The organism is Nocardia sp. NPDC019323, from assembly GCF_044389845.1.
Taxonomy (GTDB): Bacteria; Actinomycetota; Actinomycetes; order Mycobacteriales; family Mycobacteriaceae; genus Nocardia; species Nocardia implantans.
The window spans coordinates 141,786-161,621 of record NZ_JBIRYN010000003.1 but is presented as its reverse complement, the minus strand read 5'-3'; the positions used below and the strand labels follow the sequence as shown (position 1 = coordinate 161,621).

The window sequence follows — 19,836 nt, the reverse complement described above, 5'->3', positions numbered from 1 at the left end:
AGATGAAGTTCTACTTTCCGGACAGCCAAGACCTCGTGAGTCCGACCTACGACTTCCTGCATGACGAGTATCTGGCTACTCGTGTCCGTCAGCGCGATGACCTGTATGCCCACGAGGTGCTGACCAAACCTGCCTACAACGGCATATTGGTCTCCAAGGCGATAGTGGATGGTTCGGTCCGTGGTGCCGGCAAATATTCTATGCCCCAACGCAATCGGCTGTACCGCCTGGGTGTCCGATCTTTTTTCAGACTGCCTGACGATGTGGCCACTCTCGGCGATTGCGGAGCTTTCAACTATGTAAACGAGCCCGCTCCGCCCTATTCAGTTGACGAAGTTCTCGATTTCTACGAGGAGTGCGAGTTCGATGCCGGTGTAAGTGTCGACCATGTGATTCTTGGATACCAGCGGCCGGGTTTGGTGAATGAGCCCAAGGACGAGTGGGCAAAGCGGAGAATCATCTCGCTTAGGTATGCCGAGGAGTTCTTGGCAGCGGTCGAACATCGGAAATCTGCAGTCGAACCGGTGGGCGCCGCGCAGGGCTGGGACCCGCAAAGCTATGCGGACAGTGTTTCCCAGTTGCAGAAGATGGGCTACAAGAGGATTGCTCTGGGAGGCATGGTCCCCCTGAAAACCGTAGATATCCTGGAATGCTTACAGCATATCGACGAGATCCGTGAGCGTGACACCGAATTGCATTTGCTGGGCATCACCCGCCTGGAATCCATCGGATCCTTCGAAGACCTCGGAGTGAGCAGCTTCGACAGCACCTCGGCCTTCCGCCAGTCCTTTATGGACGATCGTGACAACTACCACACTCGCTCGACCACATACACTGCCATTCGTGTGCCACAGGTCGATGGCAACGTGACGTTGAAGCGAGCGATCCTCTCGGGCAAGGTCTCCCAGCGCGATGCACTGACCGCCGAACGCGACTGCATGGCCGCATTGCGGAAGTTCGACCAGGACGAGTGCAGCATCGCAGACACACTGGACGAGGTTCTCGCCTACGAAAAGATCGTTGGGGTGAAGAAGAGCTACCGCGACGCCTATCAGCGAACCCTTGAGGACGCTCCATGGAAGTCCTGCGACTGCGGCTTGTGTGCCAAGCACGGCATCGAAATCATGATATTCCGCGGTACCGAGCGGAATAAGAGGCGCGGATTCCACAATCTATCGGTCCTCGCTGCCAAGATGGATGCGCTGCATACCGACGCACCGCCAACTACCCAAGAGGAGTTCGTACATGGCTGATCGATACGACGTTCGGGTACCTGCTCTGCAGGTCCGGCAAGGCGATCGCCACATCTACTGCTTCGGTATCGATGGCAAGCGGTTGCTCGACTTCACTACCGTCTCACGGGTACGCCGATCCAGCCAAGGCAGCCTTGACGGCTACCAACGTCCCGAGGTCCTCAGCCATATCCGGGCGATCCGCAGGTATGTCGAATCCCCGGTGGCCATGCTGCCGAACGCTATCGTCCTAGCCTTCGATGGGCGGGTTCGGTTCGAGCCCAGCCGTCAATTCAGCGCGGTGGACTACTCGATCCCTGGTGACCTCGTGATCCCCGTCGACGAGACGATCGACGAAGCTGAGAAACCGGGCCTGCTGGTCGATGGACAGCAGCGTGTCGCCGCGATCCGGGATGCCGATGTCGACGCATTCCCGGTAGCGGTGGTCGCATTCATCGCCGAAGGCCAGGACGAGCAGCGTTCCCAGTTCATCTTGGTCAACAACACCAAACCGCTACCCAAGGGGCTTATCCACGAGTTGCTACCGGACTCGGCCGGCTATCTTCCTCCGAAGTACGCCCGGCGCAAGCTCCCGGCAGAAGTCATGATCCGCCTGAACATCGAGACGGATAGCCCGTTCTGCGGGGCGATAGCGACCCCGACTTCCCCGGATGGTCGGATCAAGGACAACAGCGTCCTGAAGATGATCGAAAATAGCCTGTACGACGGCGCCCTCTACCAGTACCGGAATCCAGAGGACGGAACGGGCGATATCGAGCAGATGGTCTTGCACTTGAAGATCTTCTGGAAGTTGATCGCAGACATGTGGCCGATCGAATGGACCTTGCCGCCTCGGAGGTCCCGGCTCACGCATGGGGTGGGAATCCAATCGCTTGGATACGTGATGGACATGCTGACGGACAGGTATACAGCTGACCAACTGCCGGACAGCGGATTGGAGCGTCGGCTGGACGGGTTGCGGGATGTCGCAGGGTGGACTTCGGGCACATGGGATCTGGGACCTGACGATCAGCGGCGATGGAATTCCCTTCAGAACACTCCGACTGATATCAAATTGCTGACTAAAGTGCTGGCTGCTGCGGTACGAGTGCGTAGGCAGATCTCCTGATAGGGAGGCGTGGTTCAGCCTTTCCGGGGTGACCGGTCCCCGTTGAATGAGACCGCTTGATCCGGCCCCGGGAGCGGGTGGTCGCGTTATCGGGGACCCTTCAACACCACGTGAGCCAAGTCAGGACCCACTCATCCCGAAACTCTCAGGTCGTCGAGTTCGGCTTCAACCGCCCGCAACATCGACGCCGATCCAGAGCCGTCCGGGTAGCAGATCCTGCCTCGATCAGCGTTATCGACGATGAAGCCGGTCGCCGCGTGAGCGGCACGGCGTGTAGCGATCGCGATGATGTCGGCATTGCGACTGTGTTGCCGAAGGGCAGCATTGCCGACCTTGTCGGACGACTGACTCACCTGGATGGTGGGGTACTGCGCGGCCAACGCGGCCGCGACTCGATCCAGGGTCCCCGTATCGAGGCTGTACAACAGAACGTGAATGCCCACCGGGAGTTCACGTTCAACCGACTGCGCCTCGATCTGAGCGGGTGCCCAGTCGAATTCAAGGCTCAGGTCACTCGAAATCAACGCCGCAAGCGACCGCAACGACCCTGCCAACCGGTGACGTTGGTGGTGCAGCGCACCCAGAATCGTCGTGACAAACGCGATCTGCGCGTCGCTGTCCGGGCGCGGCCCGCAGGTTACGACATCGGCCAGGTCAAGCGCCTGGGCAGCCGCATTCACGGATACCCAACGGCCTGCGAATGCACCCAGGTCGTCGAGCAGCATCGCGTAATCGTCGGCCCTTGGAGCGCTGCTGAGGACAATCGTGAGAAGCGAGGTCAATGCGCTCAAATCTGCTGGCGCGAACCGCTCTTCAACCAGATAACGACGTATGAACGCATGTGCGGTATCCGGTGCGGGCACGTCCGGGGCGGACGTCTCGAGGAAAGCCGCGACTCCTGCCAACAACGCATCGGTCGCGATGTCCGGCAAGGAATCGATGCGGTGTGCGATCTCTCGATCGTGATCCGATACTGGAGTCCAGGACTCGGCAAGTTCCGTCACGGCGTAGGATGTCGCTGCACGGTCGAGGCTGTCCAGCCACTCAACCCACGAACTCGGTGTCCTGTCTGCATCATCGACTGACGGTTGTTCAGCGGCGACAGCCACTTCCTCGATCGACTCCGAGGACACCGTCTCCTCTGAAACCGCCTCCGACAGAGGTTCCAACCCCAGATCAGACGCGAGCACAGTTCGCGCGTGCTCATCGAGCGAATCATTTTCCAGCAGAGAGAGTACGAGCTGGTGATCACCGCGCGCCTCTGCGACGACCGCACCGAGAGTTACCGCATCAGTGGCATGCGATCGTGTCAGGAAACCCCCCACGAGCATGGCGACATCGACTGGATCCTCGCGAAGGCGGGCTAGCGCCTGCTGGACATCTATCTCGCCGTCGACGTAGAGATTGACTCGAGCCCAGGCTCCGAGGATCGCTTCGCGAACCGCCGTCGGAGGCTCGGTATGGACGACGGTGGGGAGTGAAATGTGCGCCAAGAGTTCCGCGTCGCGTCCCAATCGGCCGAGTCGTTGCAGTTGCAGGAAGGCCAGATTCTCGTGCGAGATGCCGCCGACCCGTTCGATCTCTTCAAGAAGACTGGTCGACTGCGCTATCGCGCCAGCAGCGAGAGCCAGGTCGAACTCCCGAAGGATTCGGCCTGCAGGCCGTGGAAGCGAAGCCTGCCGTCTGGGGCGTCCTGCGAGGGTACGTACGAACCGGTGTAGACCGCTGACAAGTTCGCGTTCGGTCGTGGGATCAGGGTGCAGTACGAAAGTGGTTCCGGGTCCCACCAGATCGTGGATGGCGCTCTCGGGGCCGTCGGACGTCCGCAGGTGCGTCACCCTGCCGTCGAAGGGTGCCAGGTAGGAAGCAAAGGCCGCGTGCAGGAGTGGCCGAATCCGCCCTGCATGGGCGTGGTCCCAGCACACCACGTAGACGGTCGCTGCCCGATCGCCGCGCTCGCGACGCGGTAGAACCAGCGGGCACTCTCCCCTACCGCGTGCTGCATGGACGAAAGGTGAGATCACACTGGATGCTCCGACTGTCTGACTCATCTCGGGCCAAATGAGATTCGGGGGTGAGAAGAATCGCCGTACGGCGTCGTCGAAGTCGGATGACATCATTCGCCACCACCGGTCCATCGCGTTTGCAACTCGAGGCGCTCCCTCGCCGCCGCCGCGCTTCCGACCTGCAGGTCGATGCTTTCCTCATTGCGTTGCAACCCATTCCAGGTGAAGTTCATGGATCCTTTCATCACCCAGTCGTCACCGACAAGCAGTTTCTCGTGCAGGTCCGGACTCGAGTGCGTGTGGATCGGAGCACCACGATTCTCCAGTCTGCGAAGGAAACTGGTGTTGTGATCGACATCTCGAACGGCGACATGCACCTTCGCTCCACGACGGGCCAGTTCAACCAGAACGTCGGACAGGAACAGTTCAGTCGGGGCGTCGTCGCCCAACACATCGTCGAATCGGTGAGCCGAGTTCTCGAGCACAAGGGTGTCGCTCACCCACCCGCTGACCAGCCAGAGTTCCGAACTCGGTGAACAGAGTTCCGATAGCAACACGCCGGAAAGCACATCAACGATAGCCAGGCCGTTTCGCGGCCGGGTCCGGATTGTGCGCTGCGCGGGGACGCTCATTGCAACTCCTCGGCGAGGTCCATACATGCCAGCCAGCCGGTTCCACGCCGGGTGACGGCGGTGACGCGGGCGTACACGCGGAGACCGGCGCGTTCGATGGGAGTGACGAGGCATTCGCGAATCGCTCGCGCGAGATCGTCGTTCCGCACTCCTTGCGCGTGTAATCGGACGGCACCATCTCGTTCGACGGCTTCGACGTAGCGCTCCTGCCACCCCTCCTCTGAAATATCCACGACGGCGGACCGGTCCGCAACGAATGGTTCGATCACGAGTCGCTCGACGACCAGATCATCGCGATAGGGATTCCAGTACTGCAATCGCTTGTTGCGTGCTGGGTACCCCCTCGCCCAGAGCATGCTGTAGGCTGAGTCGAGCGTCAAGGGTCTCATCGATATGCCAAGCGTTCCCTTGTCGGCGTGGTAGACGAGCGTGCGGGGATCGACCTCCACCCCGAGTCGGCTTTCGATATCGATCCAGGCCTGCACCAACTGGTTTACCTTTGCGTCGATCTGCGGGTGCGAACCCGGACGCAGGAGGCGGGTCGAGAACGTCGACAGTGTCAGATGACTGGGCGGGCCGTCGAGCACTTCCCATTCACGCCGAACATCGTCGAGTGCCCTGTCCAGTGCCGATGCGTCTCGCGCTGCGCGGAAATCGGCCACCGCGCGCGCGAAGGGGGATCGGCCTTGCACCAACGCGGCCAGCGCAATTTGTATTGCGCGATCACTGTCTTCGACGTCGGTTGGCGCGACTGCGCGACCAACCCCATCCCAGAACCGGCGCGGATCCAGCGCATAGGCCTGGTGTAGGGCCTCCATGATGCCAAGGCCGCCAATGGACGTCTCTGAGACGAGTATTAGATACTCGTTCGATTCGTGATCCAACTGCACGTCAGCAACCAGATCGCCCTCCTGAGCATCAGGTACGGCATCAAATGTGGCGTCGAGGATTGCGGCGGCAAGTGTATCGACGAAGACCTGCCGATGAAGCTCCTGGGTCGTCACGCCGATATCTGTGGAGGTGAGAAGTTTCGAATGCTCCTCCACGACCGCCCGCACGTCCGGGTCAGCCGCCAGACTCTCGAGATCGACTAGCACCCGTTGGTTTTCCACCATCGCAGTGTCGTCCGACCGATACGCAGTGCCGAGGAATGCGATGAGGTCCCGCGCCCACACTCCGCCTGCGAGGGTGGAATATACCGCTACCCCATCGGGATTCGTGAGGCCAGCGTTGACGTACGCATGCAGGTAGACTTCAACGAGCCATCGCCGCTGGAACACGTTTGCGATGCCGTCCAGTCGCCTGTCCGAGAGCACGCTCCGCCGGAATGCGAGTGTCCTCCACGCAGGTGTTTGCGCAAGCGTCAACCACTCGTCCCCTTCGGGGACAACGCCAGTGACGATGAAGGCATCAACCTCCATTTCGAATCCCATTGCGGCCGCGGCACCCTGATGCACGTACCGCGTCGTGTGGGCCCGGCGGTCGATCCCCGAACCCCTCTGTAGCGCCAACTCGCCCTGTGCACCCACACACATCCGCCGAACCGTCAATGGGCCGCCGGCGACGTGGAGTGCGAAGGCCGATCTTGCGACGAATGCGGACCACGGCGAGGGCGAAGGGATATCCATTTCATGGAGCGAGGCGGCCTCGTACTCGAACGACGACCGCCAGATGGTCTGCGCCCCTGACGTATCCGCTACCTCGCGGGGTGGTGCCTGCAACTGGATCTCCAGTGGACGGACGACGAAGAACTCCTCACCCGACTGCGCGATCCAAGTCCCCAGAGCATGTCCCTTCGACACCACGTTCGTCAATTCGACTTCCACGCCTTGGGTTGCCGGCGGCAGCCAGGTCCGGTGTGACGCATGCGCGAATCCGAAGCGTCGACTGACTCGTCCTGGTACAGCCTCCCTGAGTGCCTGGAGCACCGGCATTGTTTGCGGTTCTCCCGTGCGGAATTCGGACGGCATCGTCAATACCACATCGGGGGTGTTCAGGGCGTCGAAGAGTGTCGAGGTGAGGAATTCCGGTAACGGGGTTCCCGGGATAGCCCCCGGATCGACACTGCCGGGCAGTGTCCGCCAATCACGCTCGAGTCGTTTGAGCAGTGTGGGTATGACCGACAGCATCATCGACCGCGGCTCTTCCCACATGACTGCTTCGGTGTCGGCGACCGAGATCGACAGAGCTCGCTGGATGAAGCGCTTCACCTCGTCCTGGCGTTGCTCTGAATCCAGCACCTGCTGGAGAAGTTCAACGACGGCCGAGGCATCGGGAGCATGACCCGGTCGAGGCGGCGCCGCCAGGGCTCGCGCGTCACATCCCGTCACGCGCGCCAACCAGTCGAGCAATGCATGCGTGGCCTGGATCTTGATGACGAAGCGGTTGCCCACCGGCAGAGTTCGCACACCGATCTCCGGGCTCAGGAGCCGTTCATACTCCCGGTACGCGGCGTGATCACGACCGAAATCCGAGAGAACCACCGCCGTCAACGGGCGCATCTCGAGGCGCCGGCCCGCCCGTCCACGACGCTGAAGGAACGACGCCATGTCGCGCGGCGCCTTGTGCTGGACCACCACGCCCACACGGGGATCATTGAACCCCACCTCCAGCGATGAGGTGGCCACCACAACGTCCGCGGCCACATCCACGCCCGCGTCTTGCGAGGACGTGCGCGCCACGCGAAGAGGTGAGGCCATTCGCCCCAACCGGCTTGCCAGATCCCAGGATTGGCCGTCCTCGTAACGCGCGCCCGTTTGCGGAAGCCCCGGATCGCGCAGTTGACCGAGAACCTCGCCGCGTGAACGTCCGAACCGTGAATGCCCCTCTGCATCGCGCATGTTGTCGTAGAGGCGATTCACAACGTCGAGGTCGTCTGTGAATGCGAATGCGATAGAACCGAACTGGCTCGGCCCGCGGTCCAACATGCGCCCCAGGAGCATCAAGGTCTGAATCGTGGTCGAGAGGAGCGCTGCTCCGGACAGCGGATCCCCACGCAGAACGACACCGTATTCCCTGCTGATGGGGTCGAGTTCGTGGACAGTTGGCGCGATCAGATCGACATCACCGCGGTCGAGACCGGTCAGGTCCGCAAAGAACTGGCTGGCATCGCGCAGTGTCGCCGACAGACCGACCATTGCAACACTGTCGGAGCCGTACTGGCGGTTGGCATGTCGCCAGCGGCGCAGCGTGTATGCCACTTGCGCCCCGTGGACGCCGGAGTACGTGTGGACCTCGTCGAGCAGCACGAGTCGGATTCCGTTGGGCCCCTTCCATCCCAGTACCTCCGCAACGCGCCCCGAGCTCGACTGTTTGCTCAGCATCTCGGTGGTCGTGAACAGAATGTCTGGCGGACGTTTGGTAATGGACTCGCGGGTCAGCGCGATTGCGTCGGCCGCGGTGGCCCTTCCACAGATCGAACACGTCAGGCGTTCGGTGCCCATGCGTCGATCCCGGTCGAGCCACGCCATGCTCCCCACGCATCCGTCAGACAGACACGGGAAGTACGGGGAGATCCATCCCGCGTTCGTGCGGGTCCATCCGCGTGGTTCCGATTCTTCGAAGTCACGACTGTATGGTGTGCCTCCGTACAGCAACCCCACGCGAACCCTACGACCATCCTGAGCAACGGGGCCGATGCGTTCGCTCAAGAGCGTCGCTTCACGTGCCTGGTCACGGAGAAGTTCGATCCGTGGATACAGCGCCAGCGTGTGCGGTCCACGGCGGCGCGCAGACGTGGTGGCTGCGATGTCGAGAACGGCAGGTAGATAGAACGCCAGCGTCTTTCCAGAACCCGTACCGGCAGTGACAATCTGCGCCGTGGGCCGGTCGGCGGCTATTCCCGTGAGAACGGCACGCGCAGCCCGCAACTGGAATCGCGCCAGCGACGAACCTCCCACCACGCGGTCCAGGATTTCCTCGTGGATCGCAGACCAATCGGGAAGTGTGCGCAGATGATCGCGGACCGTCTCGGCAGCGATGTCGCGGCGCGGGTATCGACGCGGACCCACCCACAGCCTGTAGTCGGCGACCAGGGTCGCGTACCGTCGCCACCATCCGTCAGCGGCAGGCTCTGTGGGCGGCCACAACTGCCGCAGCAGACGGAGCAATCGGAGTTGCTCGGCGAACCTCGTTCGGTAGCGCTCCTCACCAGTGGGGAGGCGGAAGAGAAGGTTTCGCTGGATCAGCAGGTCGAGATACTCGTCGGTGGACAGCACATCGAACTCACCAATGGCGAATGCCGCACTGCGTTGATCGTCGATCGCCGAGGTCACATCGTCGGCGCTGAGGAATCCGTCGACAACTCCCCAGGACAGCAGTGGGAGTTCGAGGTCCTCGAGGCGGCTGACGAGTTCTCCCACGCGGTGTTCGCTGACGTGCGTCATCCCATCCTCAAGGAGATCTGCGAATCGACGCCATGGGAACGCAGGAGTGCGATGTCCTTATCCGATAGGTCGCTGAGCGGGCAGGGGAGCTTCGCCAGAACCGCGTCCAACTCTGCCGTGGGACCGAGTTCGTCGAAGCGCGCTTTGACGGTCGCGTATTTGGATAAGAATGTCTCGACACCGGCTATCGTTGGCGGCCTGCCAGCAGCCTGCCTTATCTCCCGCACAGCGATTTCGACCAAGGTCTTCCGCGCACCCAAAAGCGCGATTCGCGAGAGCGGAAGCGCGCTGATTTTCTCCTGCGACCACTCTGCCCATGAACTTGCCGCGCTCGCATCGAGTGCTTCGCACGCTTTCCGCGCGTCCCTCGCGCGCGCATTCAGGAATTGTGGACTCGGCCTACCAACCTGGTCGACATGGTTTCGCAACTCTCGCGGAGCCTTGCCGAGGTCGATACCGACCTCTGTCGCGATGGACTTTGCAACCAGGAATGCATGCAGTTTCAGCGACGCCTCCAGAGCAGTCAGTTCTCTGTCAAGCGCCGTCAATGCGGTTTGCGTTCTGGTGACGTCCTGGAGTTTCTCCGCACCTTCACGCCGCTGCCTTGCCAAGGCGGTCAAACGCCTCGACCGGGTCAGAAGACTCGCTCCCGGTTGGGCGTCAGACATCGGTGCCGTCCTCTCCTACCATCTCGAGCCACCGTACGACCTGCTCATCAATCGCGACGTCGATATCAATTGCCGAGCCTTGGTCGACCTCGGCATTCCGAATTCCTGCCTCGATCCACTTTGCCGATTCTTCAAGAAAGGTAACGATCTTTGTGAGGTCGCTACCCACGTCGGTACCGACGACACAGGCCAGGTCGTAGCCGGACAGCCCTTCGGAGTTTTCGAGGGTCTTCTCCACTCGCGCGATGACACGGTCGTTGAAGCCCCGAGCGTTGGCATTCATCGCAGCCAGGTTGGACAGATTCTGAACCATCACCAAGCCCTGCCCCTGCGCTTCCTCGGCAGCCCGCTTGACGGCGTCGACCGTCTCCACGTACGAATCGCCGGGCTGAAGCAATCCGCGGAGCCGACCGATCAGTTGTGTCCACTCGTTGACCTGGAGTGGTGCTATCTGGATCAACTTGTCAAGTTGCCTGTGCGCGTCAATACACCAACTGGACAATTGCTGCTGATCTAGAGGGGTCCCCCAGTCGGCGCGTACCCGTTTGAGGATTTTGGTGACTCTCTCGTAATCGAGTGCATGGACACCACCCGCCCCCTGCGCGGTACCCACACCGGCGACGAACTTATCGACTGCATTCTGGCGTTCTTCGATGTACTTCGTGTACTCGGTGTTGCATTGCGGGTGACGGGAGTCCTCGTCCGGGCGATTTGGCGCTCCCCTCCATACGAGTGCACGCACCAGTTCGGCGTTCGTCTGTACCGAGGTGGAGTGGCCACACACGTGTGCACCTTCGATCAGTGAACGAGCCGCAACGACCAACTTTTCCTCGTCATATTCGAGGGTCGCGAGGATCCTGTCGCACGCCACTGGAATCGCGTCGATCACAAGAGCATCCAAGCGTGCCAGTGCATCACCCGACAGATCCGGCCTCTTGGCGTCAAGCAACACCAGACCCCTGAGTATCTGAGCGTTTCGCGCCGTTCGGCTCACGCGAATGACCGGTTCGACACCGGAACCGATTGATTCCTGGGCTCCCTCGATCGACACACCGCGGGCATTATTGGGTATTGCCTTTGTGAGGGTCTCCGCATCGGGGGATTTGATCGCTGGGGAAAACCACTGCACACGACTGAGAATCGCATCGCGGATTATGTTCCGAGCGAGACTCGCGATTCCCTGCGGCAGAACTGCACCACTGGTGCCCCATGCATTGATCTGATCGAGTTGCCGCTGCAGTGAAGGTCGAAGCGTGCCCGTGTCGCTCGACCGACTCCTCGACTCCTCAGCGGGGGTACTTGCGGGTTCCTGCAGAGATCTGCCCGTGGAAGTCGATCCCCCGGTGTGCGCCCCAGACTCCAGAAACAGATTTTGTGGAAGCGGGTCGATCCCGAAGGCAGAAAAGATCGTCTCGGCCGGTCGACGGGTCCCGTTCGCCCCCCAGAAGAGAAGGAACGTCTGCAACCGCCGCGCGATGTCAGGCGGGTATTGCTCCTCCAGTTCTGCCGTCACGTCGACAGTGAGCCCCGGCAGCGTGAGCCCCAGCAACCTCGCGTTCCTCGACTCGTCGGCGAGGAGGTCGCCCGGAGGGAACTCCCCTTTTTTCAACAAACCCTCGGCCGTCTCCAGAACGTCACGCACGGCCCTGGCAAGCACACGTCGTGGGTTGAACAGTGTCTGCTCACCGTTTCGGTCAACATCCGCGCACGCGCGCACGGCGCGTTCGACCGCCGATCGGTTGTATGGGTAGAGACCGTAGCCGGCATCGGACTTTCCGAATGCCTCATGACATGCGTCCTCGAATGCACAGTCCTTACATGCGTTAGGAGGGTCAGGGAAAGTCGGCGTGGACGCCGCGCGCATTGTCTCACGCATTGAAGACTCCAACTTGTCCTTACCGATACGCGCCGCGTTGAGGTACCGACTGACGAAGTCGACGAACTGCGAGTCTTCGGCACTATCGGCTGCGAGTTCGACATCCACGACATATCGCGGCGAGCTAGCCTCTGCGCGCGTCCGGAACGTGTCGGGAAGGTTCTGACGGTAGTACGACGGCGTCACCGCGAGGAGGGCACGGACAGTAGCGTATTTTTCCCTGCCTTGCACAATGCTGGTTTCGATGATTGCGTCCAGCAGGTCGCGCCGAACGCCTTGGATGAGTGCCACATCTTCGATCAACAGGACGATTTCATGTCCGACCAACTTCTCGCGGAGTTTCATGAATGCTCTGTTGATATTTCCGACCCCAATGTTCGCCGCCTTCATGACGGCGACATCGAGAACCTCATTGAGCAGACGGACAGCCTCCATCTGCAGATCGGGACGGACTGCCAACCCCTTGAACAATCGTCGAGTCGGAGCGGAAGCATCAACCAGGCTCACCGAATTCTCAATGTCCAGGGGGAGTTCGTCGACCGTGAACTCAAGAGGCACATCTGGCTCGTCGGGATCACGCCCGTTGAGCGCATGGAGGGCGCGCCGGTTAATAAACGAACCGGGTCGAAGCAGGTGTTCACGGAAAAGGGGATCGTGAAACAGCAAGCCTAGCCCGTTGTCGCCGACTAGTTTCTTATCGAGTGGGCCTTGCGGCACTCGAGAACGCAACGCTTCGGCAAGTTCGTTGAGGATCCTGCGTTCCATTTCCTCGACAGTGATCGAGGCGCCGGAGCCCACTTGTCCGCGGATCTCGTCGAATCCGGGGCCTTCCTGATCGGTCAGGAGTATCTCGACGACATCGCGGAGACTGGTCCGTGTCTTGGGCAGATAGATGATGTGGCGTTTCTCCGCCCTCGGCATCATGGCATTGACCCACCGGACAAGATGTGACTTTCCAGCGCCGGATTCCCCAAGGACCGGAGCGATCACGACGCCGGCATTGGAGGTCGACCCGAGAAACTCGTCGAGCACGTCGCGTTCCGTCACCCGGTTGGCTCCCGCGCCTGCGCGCGAACCTTCGCGCCGAATACTCAGCGGCGAGTGAGTGGCCAGCAGGACCTCATCCGACGGGGTCGCCGCTTCCGTGGGAATCGTCGCGGCGACGGTTTCCGCTTTCCAGCACGTAAAAGCGACTGGGAGTGTGGTCATTTCAGCACCTCGACCCATGAGACATAACGGGGGCCGGAACCCTCGTTGCTCGGGAGTGCTGCCACCCCGGTGGGGTCCGATTGGTAGCCCATCTTCAGCACTCCCCGTGCTTCAGCGCAGTTGAGAGCCAGTCCCACGGCAGCCCACTCACTCGACGCGTCGGTGTCCATACCGTCGTATACCGCTGACGGATGCCCCGGGAGAATCGGCAACTCATTTCGCAGGGAGTTCATAAAAGTCCCGACTGGTATTGCCTCGCCACTAGGGAAGTGCGATGCATCCCCTGGACTCAACAGAACGTCGAGGATGGCGTCTGTCGGATCCGCTGTGATGTGATTGGCCGATCCACTGGAGCCAGAGACGAGAATCTTCAGCGCCGGGCGCGCAAAGCCCAAAGCACCACTCCAAAAACGGAACCCGTTCCAACGAGTGTCGTTGGTGAACAATCCCGTAGGCATCTCAGTCTGGACACCGGTGTCCCAGTAGAGTGGACTGAACGGACTCTGCCGCATAAGCCACACCAGACCTGCCCGCAGATCAGGCGTACCGTCGAACGAAGGTGAGATGTCGACTGGGGGCACGACGACAACTCTCCTGAGTTTCCTCAAGAACCCAGCCACATCGGTTGGCTCAGCGCTGAGCATTCCCTCGCTGTCGACATCGATGAGACCCAACTCAATGAGGTCACTGATTGCTCTAGGGGCGTGCGCGCCCTTCTGTGGAACAGTCTCGAGCATCTCCTCCGGTACGAGGAGGCGAAGCAATTGCTCCTCGGCCACCCCGTTATTGCGAGCCACAGTTGAGTAGCACAACCACATCGTTTGAGGCAACGCCAGTGCCGGTCGAGGGTTCAGGATCTCCATTCACAACTCCGTCAACAAGGTTGATGCTCGAACGCTTAAGGTGGTATCCGCCAGACTCCATCCTGGCTTGTCCGGGTTCGCGAGGGCGCGTGGACCCACGACGTAGGTGACGAGTTTCAGGTCGATCCGCTCCCAGACCTCGGCGGGGACAGACCCTCCACTCGCGACAACCACGAGTGGTCCCTCGTACGTGAGCGTGAGCGGCTCGTCAGAGTCGGGATCGTCCACGATCACCGGCACCGAGGGAACACTACGCTGCAAGCGCTCCCCCTCGGTCGTTGTTAGGCCCGCGAAAAGCTGCAGCCCACGCTGGGCGAGTCGCGTGAGAATGCCATCGGGTTGTTCGGGGTCGGTGTACCAGATGAATGCCCGGCAGGAATCGCCTCTCCACCCGGCGAGTGGGTCCGCACCGCCCGAGTACGGCAGAGGCGGACTGGGCTCGCCCACCGATATCCCCGGCGAATGCGCGGGATTCCGCCTGCATGCCGGGCATCCGCGACATGCCGGAGCAGTAACGAGCAGCCCACCTTCGCGCCGCACCCGGTAGTGGCCCGCAAGAATGCGACCCACGCATCGGTCGCCGGACAGAATCTCGAACATTGCCTCCAGCGCCTGCTGCTGGGATACGCGGACCTCCTCACGCACACGATTCGCCGCACGTGACCATCCGTCTCGATTGAGGTACTCGCCATTTGCCAGCTCGAACTCGACAGCATCGGCGGCAGACTCGAAGAACGCGTCCCGATCCGCACCGTCGATATCCGGTCGCCACTGCGGTACCCGGAACTTGATCGCCCCGGCCTGCGCCATCAGAAGCAGCGTGCGGACGTTCCATTGCGCGCTCTCCCCAAAACCCTCGGACAGGTACGCAGGGACCAAGGAACGATCGACTCGGTATCGCAGGCCCGAAATGTGTGTTGTCTTGTGCAGCAGACCCTGCCATCGGTCCCAACCCTTAGTATCGCCGATGAGCGCGGGCATGTTCAATCGCTTCGCGAGATTCCGATCTCCGGGGGCCTCGCACAGGTACGCAACAGTGGGTCGGCCGTCGCGACCTGCTCTACCCACCTCCTGGTAGTAACGGTCCACCGTCTCGGGAACACATGCGTGGACGACGGTGCGGATATTCGGGATATCGAGTCCCAGGCCGAAAGCAGAAGTCCCTACCACGATATCGACGGTGGTGTCGATCCTCCTACCATCGGCGTCGATCCCGCGGACCGACGCCACAACCTCGGCTCGCTCGTCATCCGTCGAGTCACTGGTGATGCACGCAACGCGGTGATAGCCCGCGTTCTTCAATCGGCCAGTCCACTTCTTGGCGTCCTTCACCGTTGTGGTGTAAAGGATCATCGGCTTCGGCAGTCCGTCGACTGCACGGATCACCGCGGCTTGGCGGGCCGCCTCGTCCTGAGCACTGTCGGTAAAGAACGCCGGTTCGGTCCGAAGTTCCGACCCCCACACCAGCTTCGGGCGATGCCCGGCTCCGAAGAGGTGGTCGACGACGTCCATCGCACGCTGCGCAAAGGTGGCACTGAGTAGCGTGATCGAGGGGCGTGAGCCTTCAGGTGCGCACGCCCGCGCTTCGGCGATCAACCCCGCCATCGTCTGAAACGCGGTGCGGAAGTCGTTTCCCCACTGATCGACAAGGTGAGCTTCGTCCACGACGACCTGCTGCAAGCGTCCTGCCTTGGCACAGTCGAGAATCGCGGGCGCAAGGCCCGTGACCAGCGCCTCGGGACTGGTGTACAGGAGTCGCTGGGAACCCTCACGGACAGCTCCACGAATTGCCGACTTGGCATCGGGACCCATGCTTCCCACATAGGCGAAACGCCCCGCGGGGCTGAGAGTCAAGCTGCGCTCCCGAGCAAGCTCCCGCGTCCGACGTTCCATGTCGAGTGCGAGGACCACGGTCGGGACCACCACGACAGTGACCCCAGACGCGGACATCAGCGGCTTGGACCACGCAACCGCGGTTTTGCCCCGACCGGTGGGTAGCGAAACGACCAATGTCTCATCGTGGTTCAGCACCGCTGCACGCGCCGCCTGGCGCTGAGTCTCTCCGCGATACGTCTTGAAATCTCGGCCGTGCGCGCTGCTCCAGAACGGGTCGGCCGGCACCTCCCGGAACTCCGGAATCGAATCCTTGAATGCCGCGCGAATCTGATCGTGGGCCCGAGCCGAGATCTCGTTGTCGGACTCGCAACTCGCAGGAATCCACGGTTGTGGGGCGACCCTCACACCGCCGGCGGCGAGTGGCGTGGTTCGACAATTGATGCGCTGCCACTGTTCAGCGGTAGGCCATCCGGGCCCTTCCGGGACCGGTAGTGCAGCATCTTGGCCATACGTGGCGCTCACGCCGATGAGGGCATGGCGCAGCAGTGTGCCGACATCTCGCCAGCCAGCCTGGCCGGACGTCAGTTGGGCAGCAGCATCCAGAAATCGTACGCACGCATCCGAAATCTGCGCCGTGGGTGCCGCCTTATACTCCGACGGCCACGCACGAAGCGCGTCCGCGACGCAAGTGAGATCGTCGCTAGACATATTCACCCCATCTCTGCGCGGAGCGGACAAGGCACGACACTGACGCAAGGTGAATCCGGGGTGTCCTGACACCTTTCTCGAGCGCTCGCCCTGCCTCAACCTCGCTGGCTAACAGGTCTACATCCGGCACCAGTCCCGCTGCGGCGCGCCGCGCCTTCGACTGCGCAACGATCAAATCCGTCTGCAGTGCAGCATATTTCGCTGCTTCTTCCGTCACGCGCGCGAGGTCGGCAACGCTACGGAGGTGATTGTTAGCGATGTCGAGGCACTGCGGCGCAATAGTGCCGAGAACCGTGGGCCCTCCCAAGACAGAATGCAGTGCCCCAATGCGACTCGGGTTGAGATTGGCATCCCGCTTGTCAAGATAGGGCTGATCCAGATACCTGATCGTGTCCTCATCGTTCACCGGCGCCATGGTGCTGACATCGACCCACACCTTCCGGTATTGAGGCCGTAGCGCGAGATCACCGCGTCGGCGAGCGACCGGAACCGCGTCTGTACCGTCGCGGAAAACCTTGAGGAGGGGATCTAGGTCGGCTTCCACGAGAAATTCGAAGCCGAAGTACACGAGTGGGTCATACTGCCATGTGCGATCGAGTCGCCACTGCGCGGTGGCCTGGCCCCTGTCATCGATTGCGAGAATGGACTCCACGCCGTCGATGAAGGGGTTTCCGCGGCGGAACAGGCGCCGATTGGGCTTGACTCGCCAACGGTCGAAGTATCCGGTGCGCGACTCCGGGCGTGTGCTGACCCGCACCAGCAAGCGAGGACTGACCAATGGGGACTGGAGCGCATCGCGTTCGAACATCGTGCTGCCATCTGCGTTGAGCCGTGCAGCCAACGCAAAGCCTTCGACACCGGTCAGCAAGTGCTTGAAGGCATTTTCGATCGCGTCGTGACGCACGTCGTATTGGGCGATGCGTTTCGCCAGCATGTCACTGGCGCTGTCGCCATAACTAGCCTCGAGTGCATCGAGCCTGTTGATGCGGGTACGTTCCTGGGCCAGGCGCGGCGGGATCTCAGTGATCTTCTCGTTGGCTGCCTCACGACCTTCGTCGAGAACACTTACCCACACGTCATCGGCCAACTCCTCGACGATGTCCTGTAGCGAGGAGATCGATTCATTGAAGATGGAGAATCCGGACGCCAAGATCTGAAGCCACGCAAAGTGAATTCCGTCTCGATCGGAATCCGATACGACCCACTGGTCGGCGGTCCTGTGGGTTCCGTATCGGTCCACACGCCCGATCCGCTGTTCGAGTTGGTTGGGGTTCCATGGTACGCGAGCATGAAACACAACCTCGGCCTGTTGAAAGTTGCGCCCGACGTCGCCACTCTCGTCCGCGACCAGGACGCCACCCGACATCCGCCAGACATCCACCGCTCGCTGCCGGACCTCGCTGGGTGCCTGGACAAAGTGCTCAAGTACGGCAACCGAGTCTCGGCGCAGGGATTTCAACTGTGACGTCAGGGCGGATGCTAGGCGGCCCTTGCCGCAGAACACAACCCCGCGTTGACCTGGCTTGATCCTGCGCAGCAGGGCGATCGCCAGGGTTCGCGGCCCGTCGGCCGTCTCCGACTGACGCAGTCGGTCGAGGAGATCCGCCTCGAACGGCAACGGTGGCACACTCCGCAGGCGCGCCATCTCACTCGGCGAGAACTCCCCGGTGTTGCGCCCGGATACCCTGGCTTCGATGGCGTCGGCCATATCGTCCGCGGTGGCGGCACCGAGTCTGGAAACAAGCATCCCGGCGACACGCGCATACGGCGCCGACTCCACACCGTGGTCGAGAATATGGTCGGCCGTCCTGCGCAACCACTCGTCCACAACGCCCACCGTAAGCGCCCCCTCGGCGGTGTCCACCCGAAGCACATTGGGCCGACCGCGTCCGGTGAACTCAAACGGGGTCATCGTTCCTTCGTCGTCCAACGTCTGGCGCTGAACAGTGTGCCGACGGTTACGGATCACCCGGTGGTGAAGGCGGTACGTCTCGGCAACGTGCGTGCGGACGGCGACAACCGAACGCAGGAACGCATCCTCGTCAGATACAGTGCCCTCGGAGTAGGTGGCCATGGAGTCCGCAATCGCCGCGTCGAGCAACTCGTCCTGCGGCAGCAACTCCCGCAGGCGATCGTAGAAGTACTCGACGTCCTCAGGATCCTCCGGATCAGGGTCTTCCAGTCCGGTAATCGCCTCCGCCACTTCCACTCTAGACTCGACCAGGCGTTCGAACTGTTCGTGCTCCTCCCACCTAAAGTGCACCGGATCGAGCAAGTGGAGGAGCGCAAGGTGGGTGGCAGCGCGTCGGCCGAAGGGCGTTGCTGAGATCAGAAGGATCCGCGGTACCGCCCGCGCAACCTCGGCAAGTAGGCTGTATGGCTCTTCGTCCGGGGATTCGACACTGGAAAGCAGGTGCGCTTCATCGACCACGAGCATGTCGGCACTGGCGAATTTGTGCCACTCATCAACTTGCTCGTGGCTACGGATCGCAAACGGCAGGCGCCCATCAGGGGTGGCGAAGTCATCGAGATAGAACTTCTCGAGGAGCTCGCCCTGCCACTGCTCCCTCAGCGCCGATGGGACGATCAAGCCGATGCGACGGCTCGGGTCATCGATGAGCAACTGGCGGATTACAAATCCGGCCTGGATAGTCTTGCCCATTCCCACTTCGTCGGCCAACAGATACCGCTGAAGCGGGTCGTTGATGATGCGCAGGGCGGCACTCACCTGGTGCGCGTGGATCTTAACTCCGGACGAGGTAATACCGGTCGCGGACATCGATGACGCCCGATCTGCCAGGAGGGCGTCGCGCACCGACTGCCTGGCGTCCCGATATCGCGAAGTCTCGTTGGCCTCTCCGACCAGGACCTGGAGAGGGTCGCTGACCGGCAGTTCCCAACGTACTCGGAGGGCATGCTCAGGCACCTCAAGGTCAACCGTCTGATTGGGGAACCGGACGTAGTATGTGGGCGACTTTCCGCCAATTACCCGGCCCGCGAGCCAACCGCCGTCGTTCTTGGGGACAAATACGCGCGTCTCCTTGTCCAGACGGACGCGACGAAGATCCTTGACCGAGACCCACTCGGACCCGACGACCGGTTCGGCTGCGGACTCGAAGAAGTCGACGCGCGCCTGGTTCGCATGCACAGCAGCGACGCGTCCGATCCCCGGAGCACCATCAAACGTGACCAGGACCCCTACGGCATCTGACACGTACGGCCAACCTTCGACACCCCGCCCTAGCCTTTCCAGTTTGTGACTAGAACCATCAACTGGAGGCGAGCATAGCCG

10 protein-coding genes are annotated in these 19,836 nt (G+C 61.6%); 2 read left to right on the top strand and 8 right to left on the bottom strand.

Going from position 1 to position 19,836, the window contains the following annotated elements:
• Positions 1 to 2: 2 nt before the first annotated feature.
• Together dpdA and dbpB are read left to right on the top strand one after the other, a co-directional pair.
• Positions 3 to 1,253 carry a tRNA-guanine transglycosylase DpdA gene (dpdA, locus tag ACH49X_RS13745; protein WP_357204978.1) on the top strand — a complete coding sequence of 417 codons (1,251 nt, stop codon included), beginning with the start codon at positions 3 to 5 and terminating at the stop codon, positions 1,251 to 1,253.
• On the top strand, positions 1,246 to 2,361 hold the full coding sequence (gene dbpB / locus ACH49X_RS13740; protein ID WP_357204975.1) for a DGQHR domain-containing protein DpdB: 1,116 nt from the start codon (positions 1,246 to 1,248) through the stop codon (positions 2,359 to 2,361). The genes dpdA and dbpB overlap by 8 nt, the downstream gene beginning before the upstream one ends.
• A gap of 131 nt (positions 2,362 to 2,492) precedes the next feature.
• On the opposite strand, the gene dpdD is transcribed toward dbpB, so the two are convergent.
• From dpdD to dpdE, 8 genes are read right to left on the bottom strand one after another with little or no spacing between them, the layout of a single operon-like run.
• Entirely contained in the window at positions 2,493 to 4,478 is a 1,986-nt protein-coding gene (gene dpdD / locus ACH49X_RS13735; protein WP_357205414.1) for a protein DpdD, read from the bottom strand.
• A complete protein-coding gene (gene dpdK / locus ACH49X_RS13730; protein WP_357204972.1) occupies positions 4,478 to 4,999 on the bottom strand; it encodes a phospholipase D-like domain-containing protein DpdK in 522 nt (173 codons plus the stop codon). Before dpdK ends, dpdD begins: the two co-directional genes overlap by 1 nt.
• Positions 4,996 to 9,384: a protein DpdJ gene (gene dpdJ, locus ACH49X_RS13725; RefSeq protein WP_357204969.1), complete on the bottom strand. Its 4,389-nt coding sequence runs from the start codon at positions 9,382 to 9,384 to the stop codon at positions 4,996 to 4,998. Before dpdJ ends, dpdK begins: the two co-directional genes overlap by 4 nt.
• Entirely contained in the window at positions 9,381 to 10,052 is a 672-nt protein-coding gene (locus tag ACH49X_RS13720) for a hypothetical protein (protein WP_357204966.1), read from the bottom strand. The genes dpdJ and ACH49X_RS13720 overlap by 4 nt, the downstream gene beginning before the upstream one ends.
• Positions 10,045 to 13,137: a protein DpdH gene (dpdH, locus tag ACH49X_RS13715; RefSeq protein WP_357204963.1), complete on the bottom strand. Its 3,093-nt coding sequence runs from the start codon at positions 13,135 to 13,137 to the stop codon at positions 10,045 to 10,047. The genes ACH49X_RS13720 and dpdH overlap by 8 nt, the downstream gene beginning before the upstream one ends.
• On the bottom strand, positions 13,134 to 14,000 hold the full coding sequence (gene dpdG, locus ACH49X_RS13710) for a protein DpdG (RefSeq protein WP_357204960.1): 867 nt from the start codon (positions 13,998 to 14,000) through the stop codon (positions 13,134 to 13,136). The genes dpdH and dpdG overlap by 4 nt, the downstream gene beginning before the upstream one ends.
• Entirely contained in the window at positions 14,001 to 16,544 is a 2,544-nt protein-coding gene (gene dpdF, locus ACH49X_RS13705) for a protein DpdF (RefSeq protein WP_357204957.1), read from the bottom strand.
• On the bottom strand, positions 16,537 to 19,758 hold the full coding sequence (gene dpdE, locus ACH49X_RS13700; protein WP_357204954.1) for a protein DpdE: 3,222 nt from the start codon (positions 19,756 to 19,758) through the stop codon (positions 16,537 to 16,539). The genes dpdF and dpdE overlap by 8 nt, the downstream gene beginning before the upstream one ends.
• Positions 19,759 to 19,836 lie beyond the last annotated feature (78 nt).

Coding starts and splice junctions, on each gene's coding strand:
- dpdA (WP_357204978.1), top strand. CDS start 3: ATGAAGTTCTACTTTCCGGACAGCCAAGACCTCGTGAGTCCGACCTAC.
- dbpB (WP_357204975.1), top strand. CDS start 1,246: ATGGCTGATCGATACGACGTTCGGGTACCTGCTCTGCAGGTCCGGCAA.
- dpdD (WP_357205414.1), bottom strand. CDS start 4,478: ATGTCATCCGACTTCGACGACGCCGTACGGCGATTCTTCTCACCCCCG.
- dpdK (WP_357204972.1), bottom strand. CDS start 4,999: ATGAGCGTCCCCGCGCAGCGCACAATCCGGACCCGGCCGCGAAACGGC.
- dpdJ (WP_357204969.1), bottom strand. CDS start 9,384: ATGACGCACGTCAGCGAACACCGCGTGGGAGAACTCGTCAGCCGCCTC.
- ACH49X_RS13720 (WP_357204966.1), bottom strand. CDS start 10,052: ATGTCTGACGCCCAACCGGGAGCGAGTCTTCTGACCCGGTCGAGGCGT.
- dpdH (WP_357204963.1), bottom strand. CDS start 13,137: ATGACCACACTCCCAGTCGCTTTTACGTGCTGGAAAGCGGAAACCGTC.
- dpdG (WP_357204960.1), bottom strand. CDS start 14,000: ATGGAGATCCTGAACCCTCGACCGGCACTGGCGTTGCCTCAAACGATG.
- dpdF (WP_357204957.1), bottom strand. CDS start 16,544: ATGTCTAGCGACGATCTCACTTGCGTCGCGGACGCGCTTCGTGCGTGG.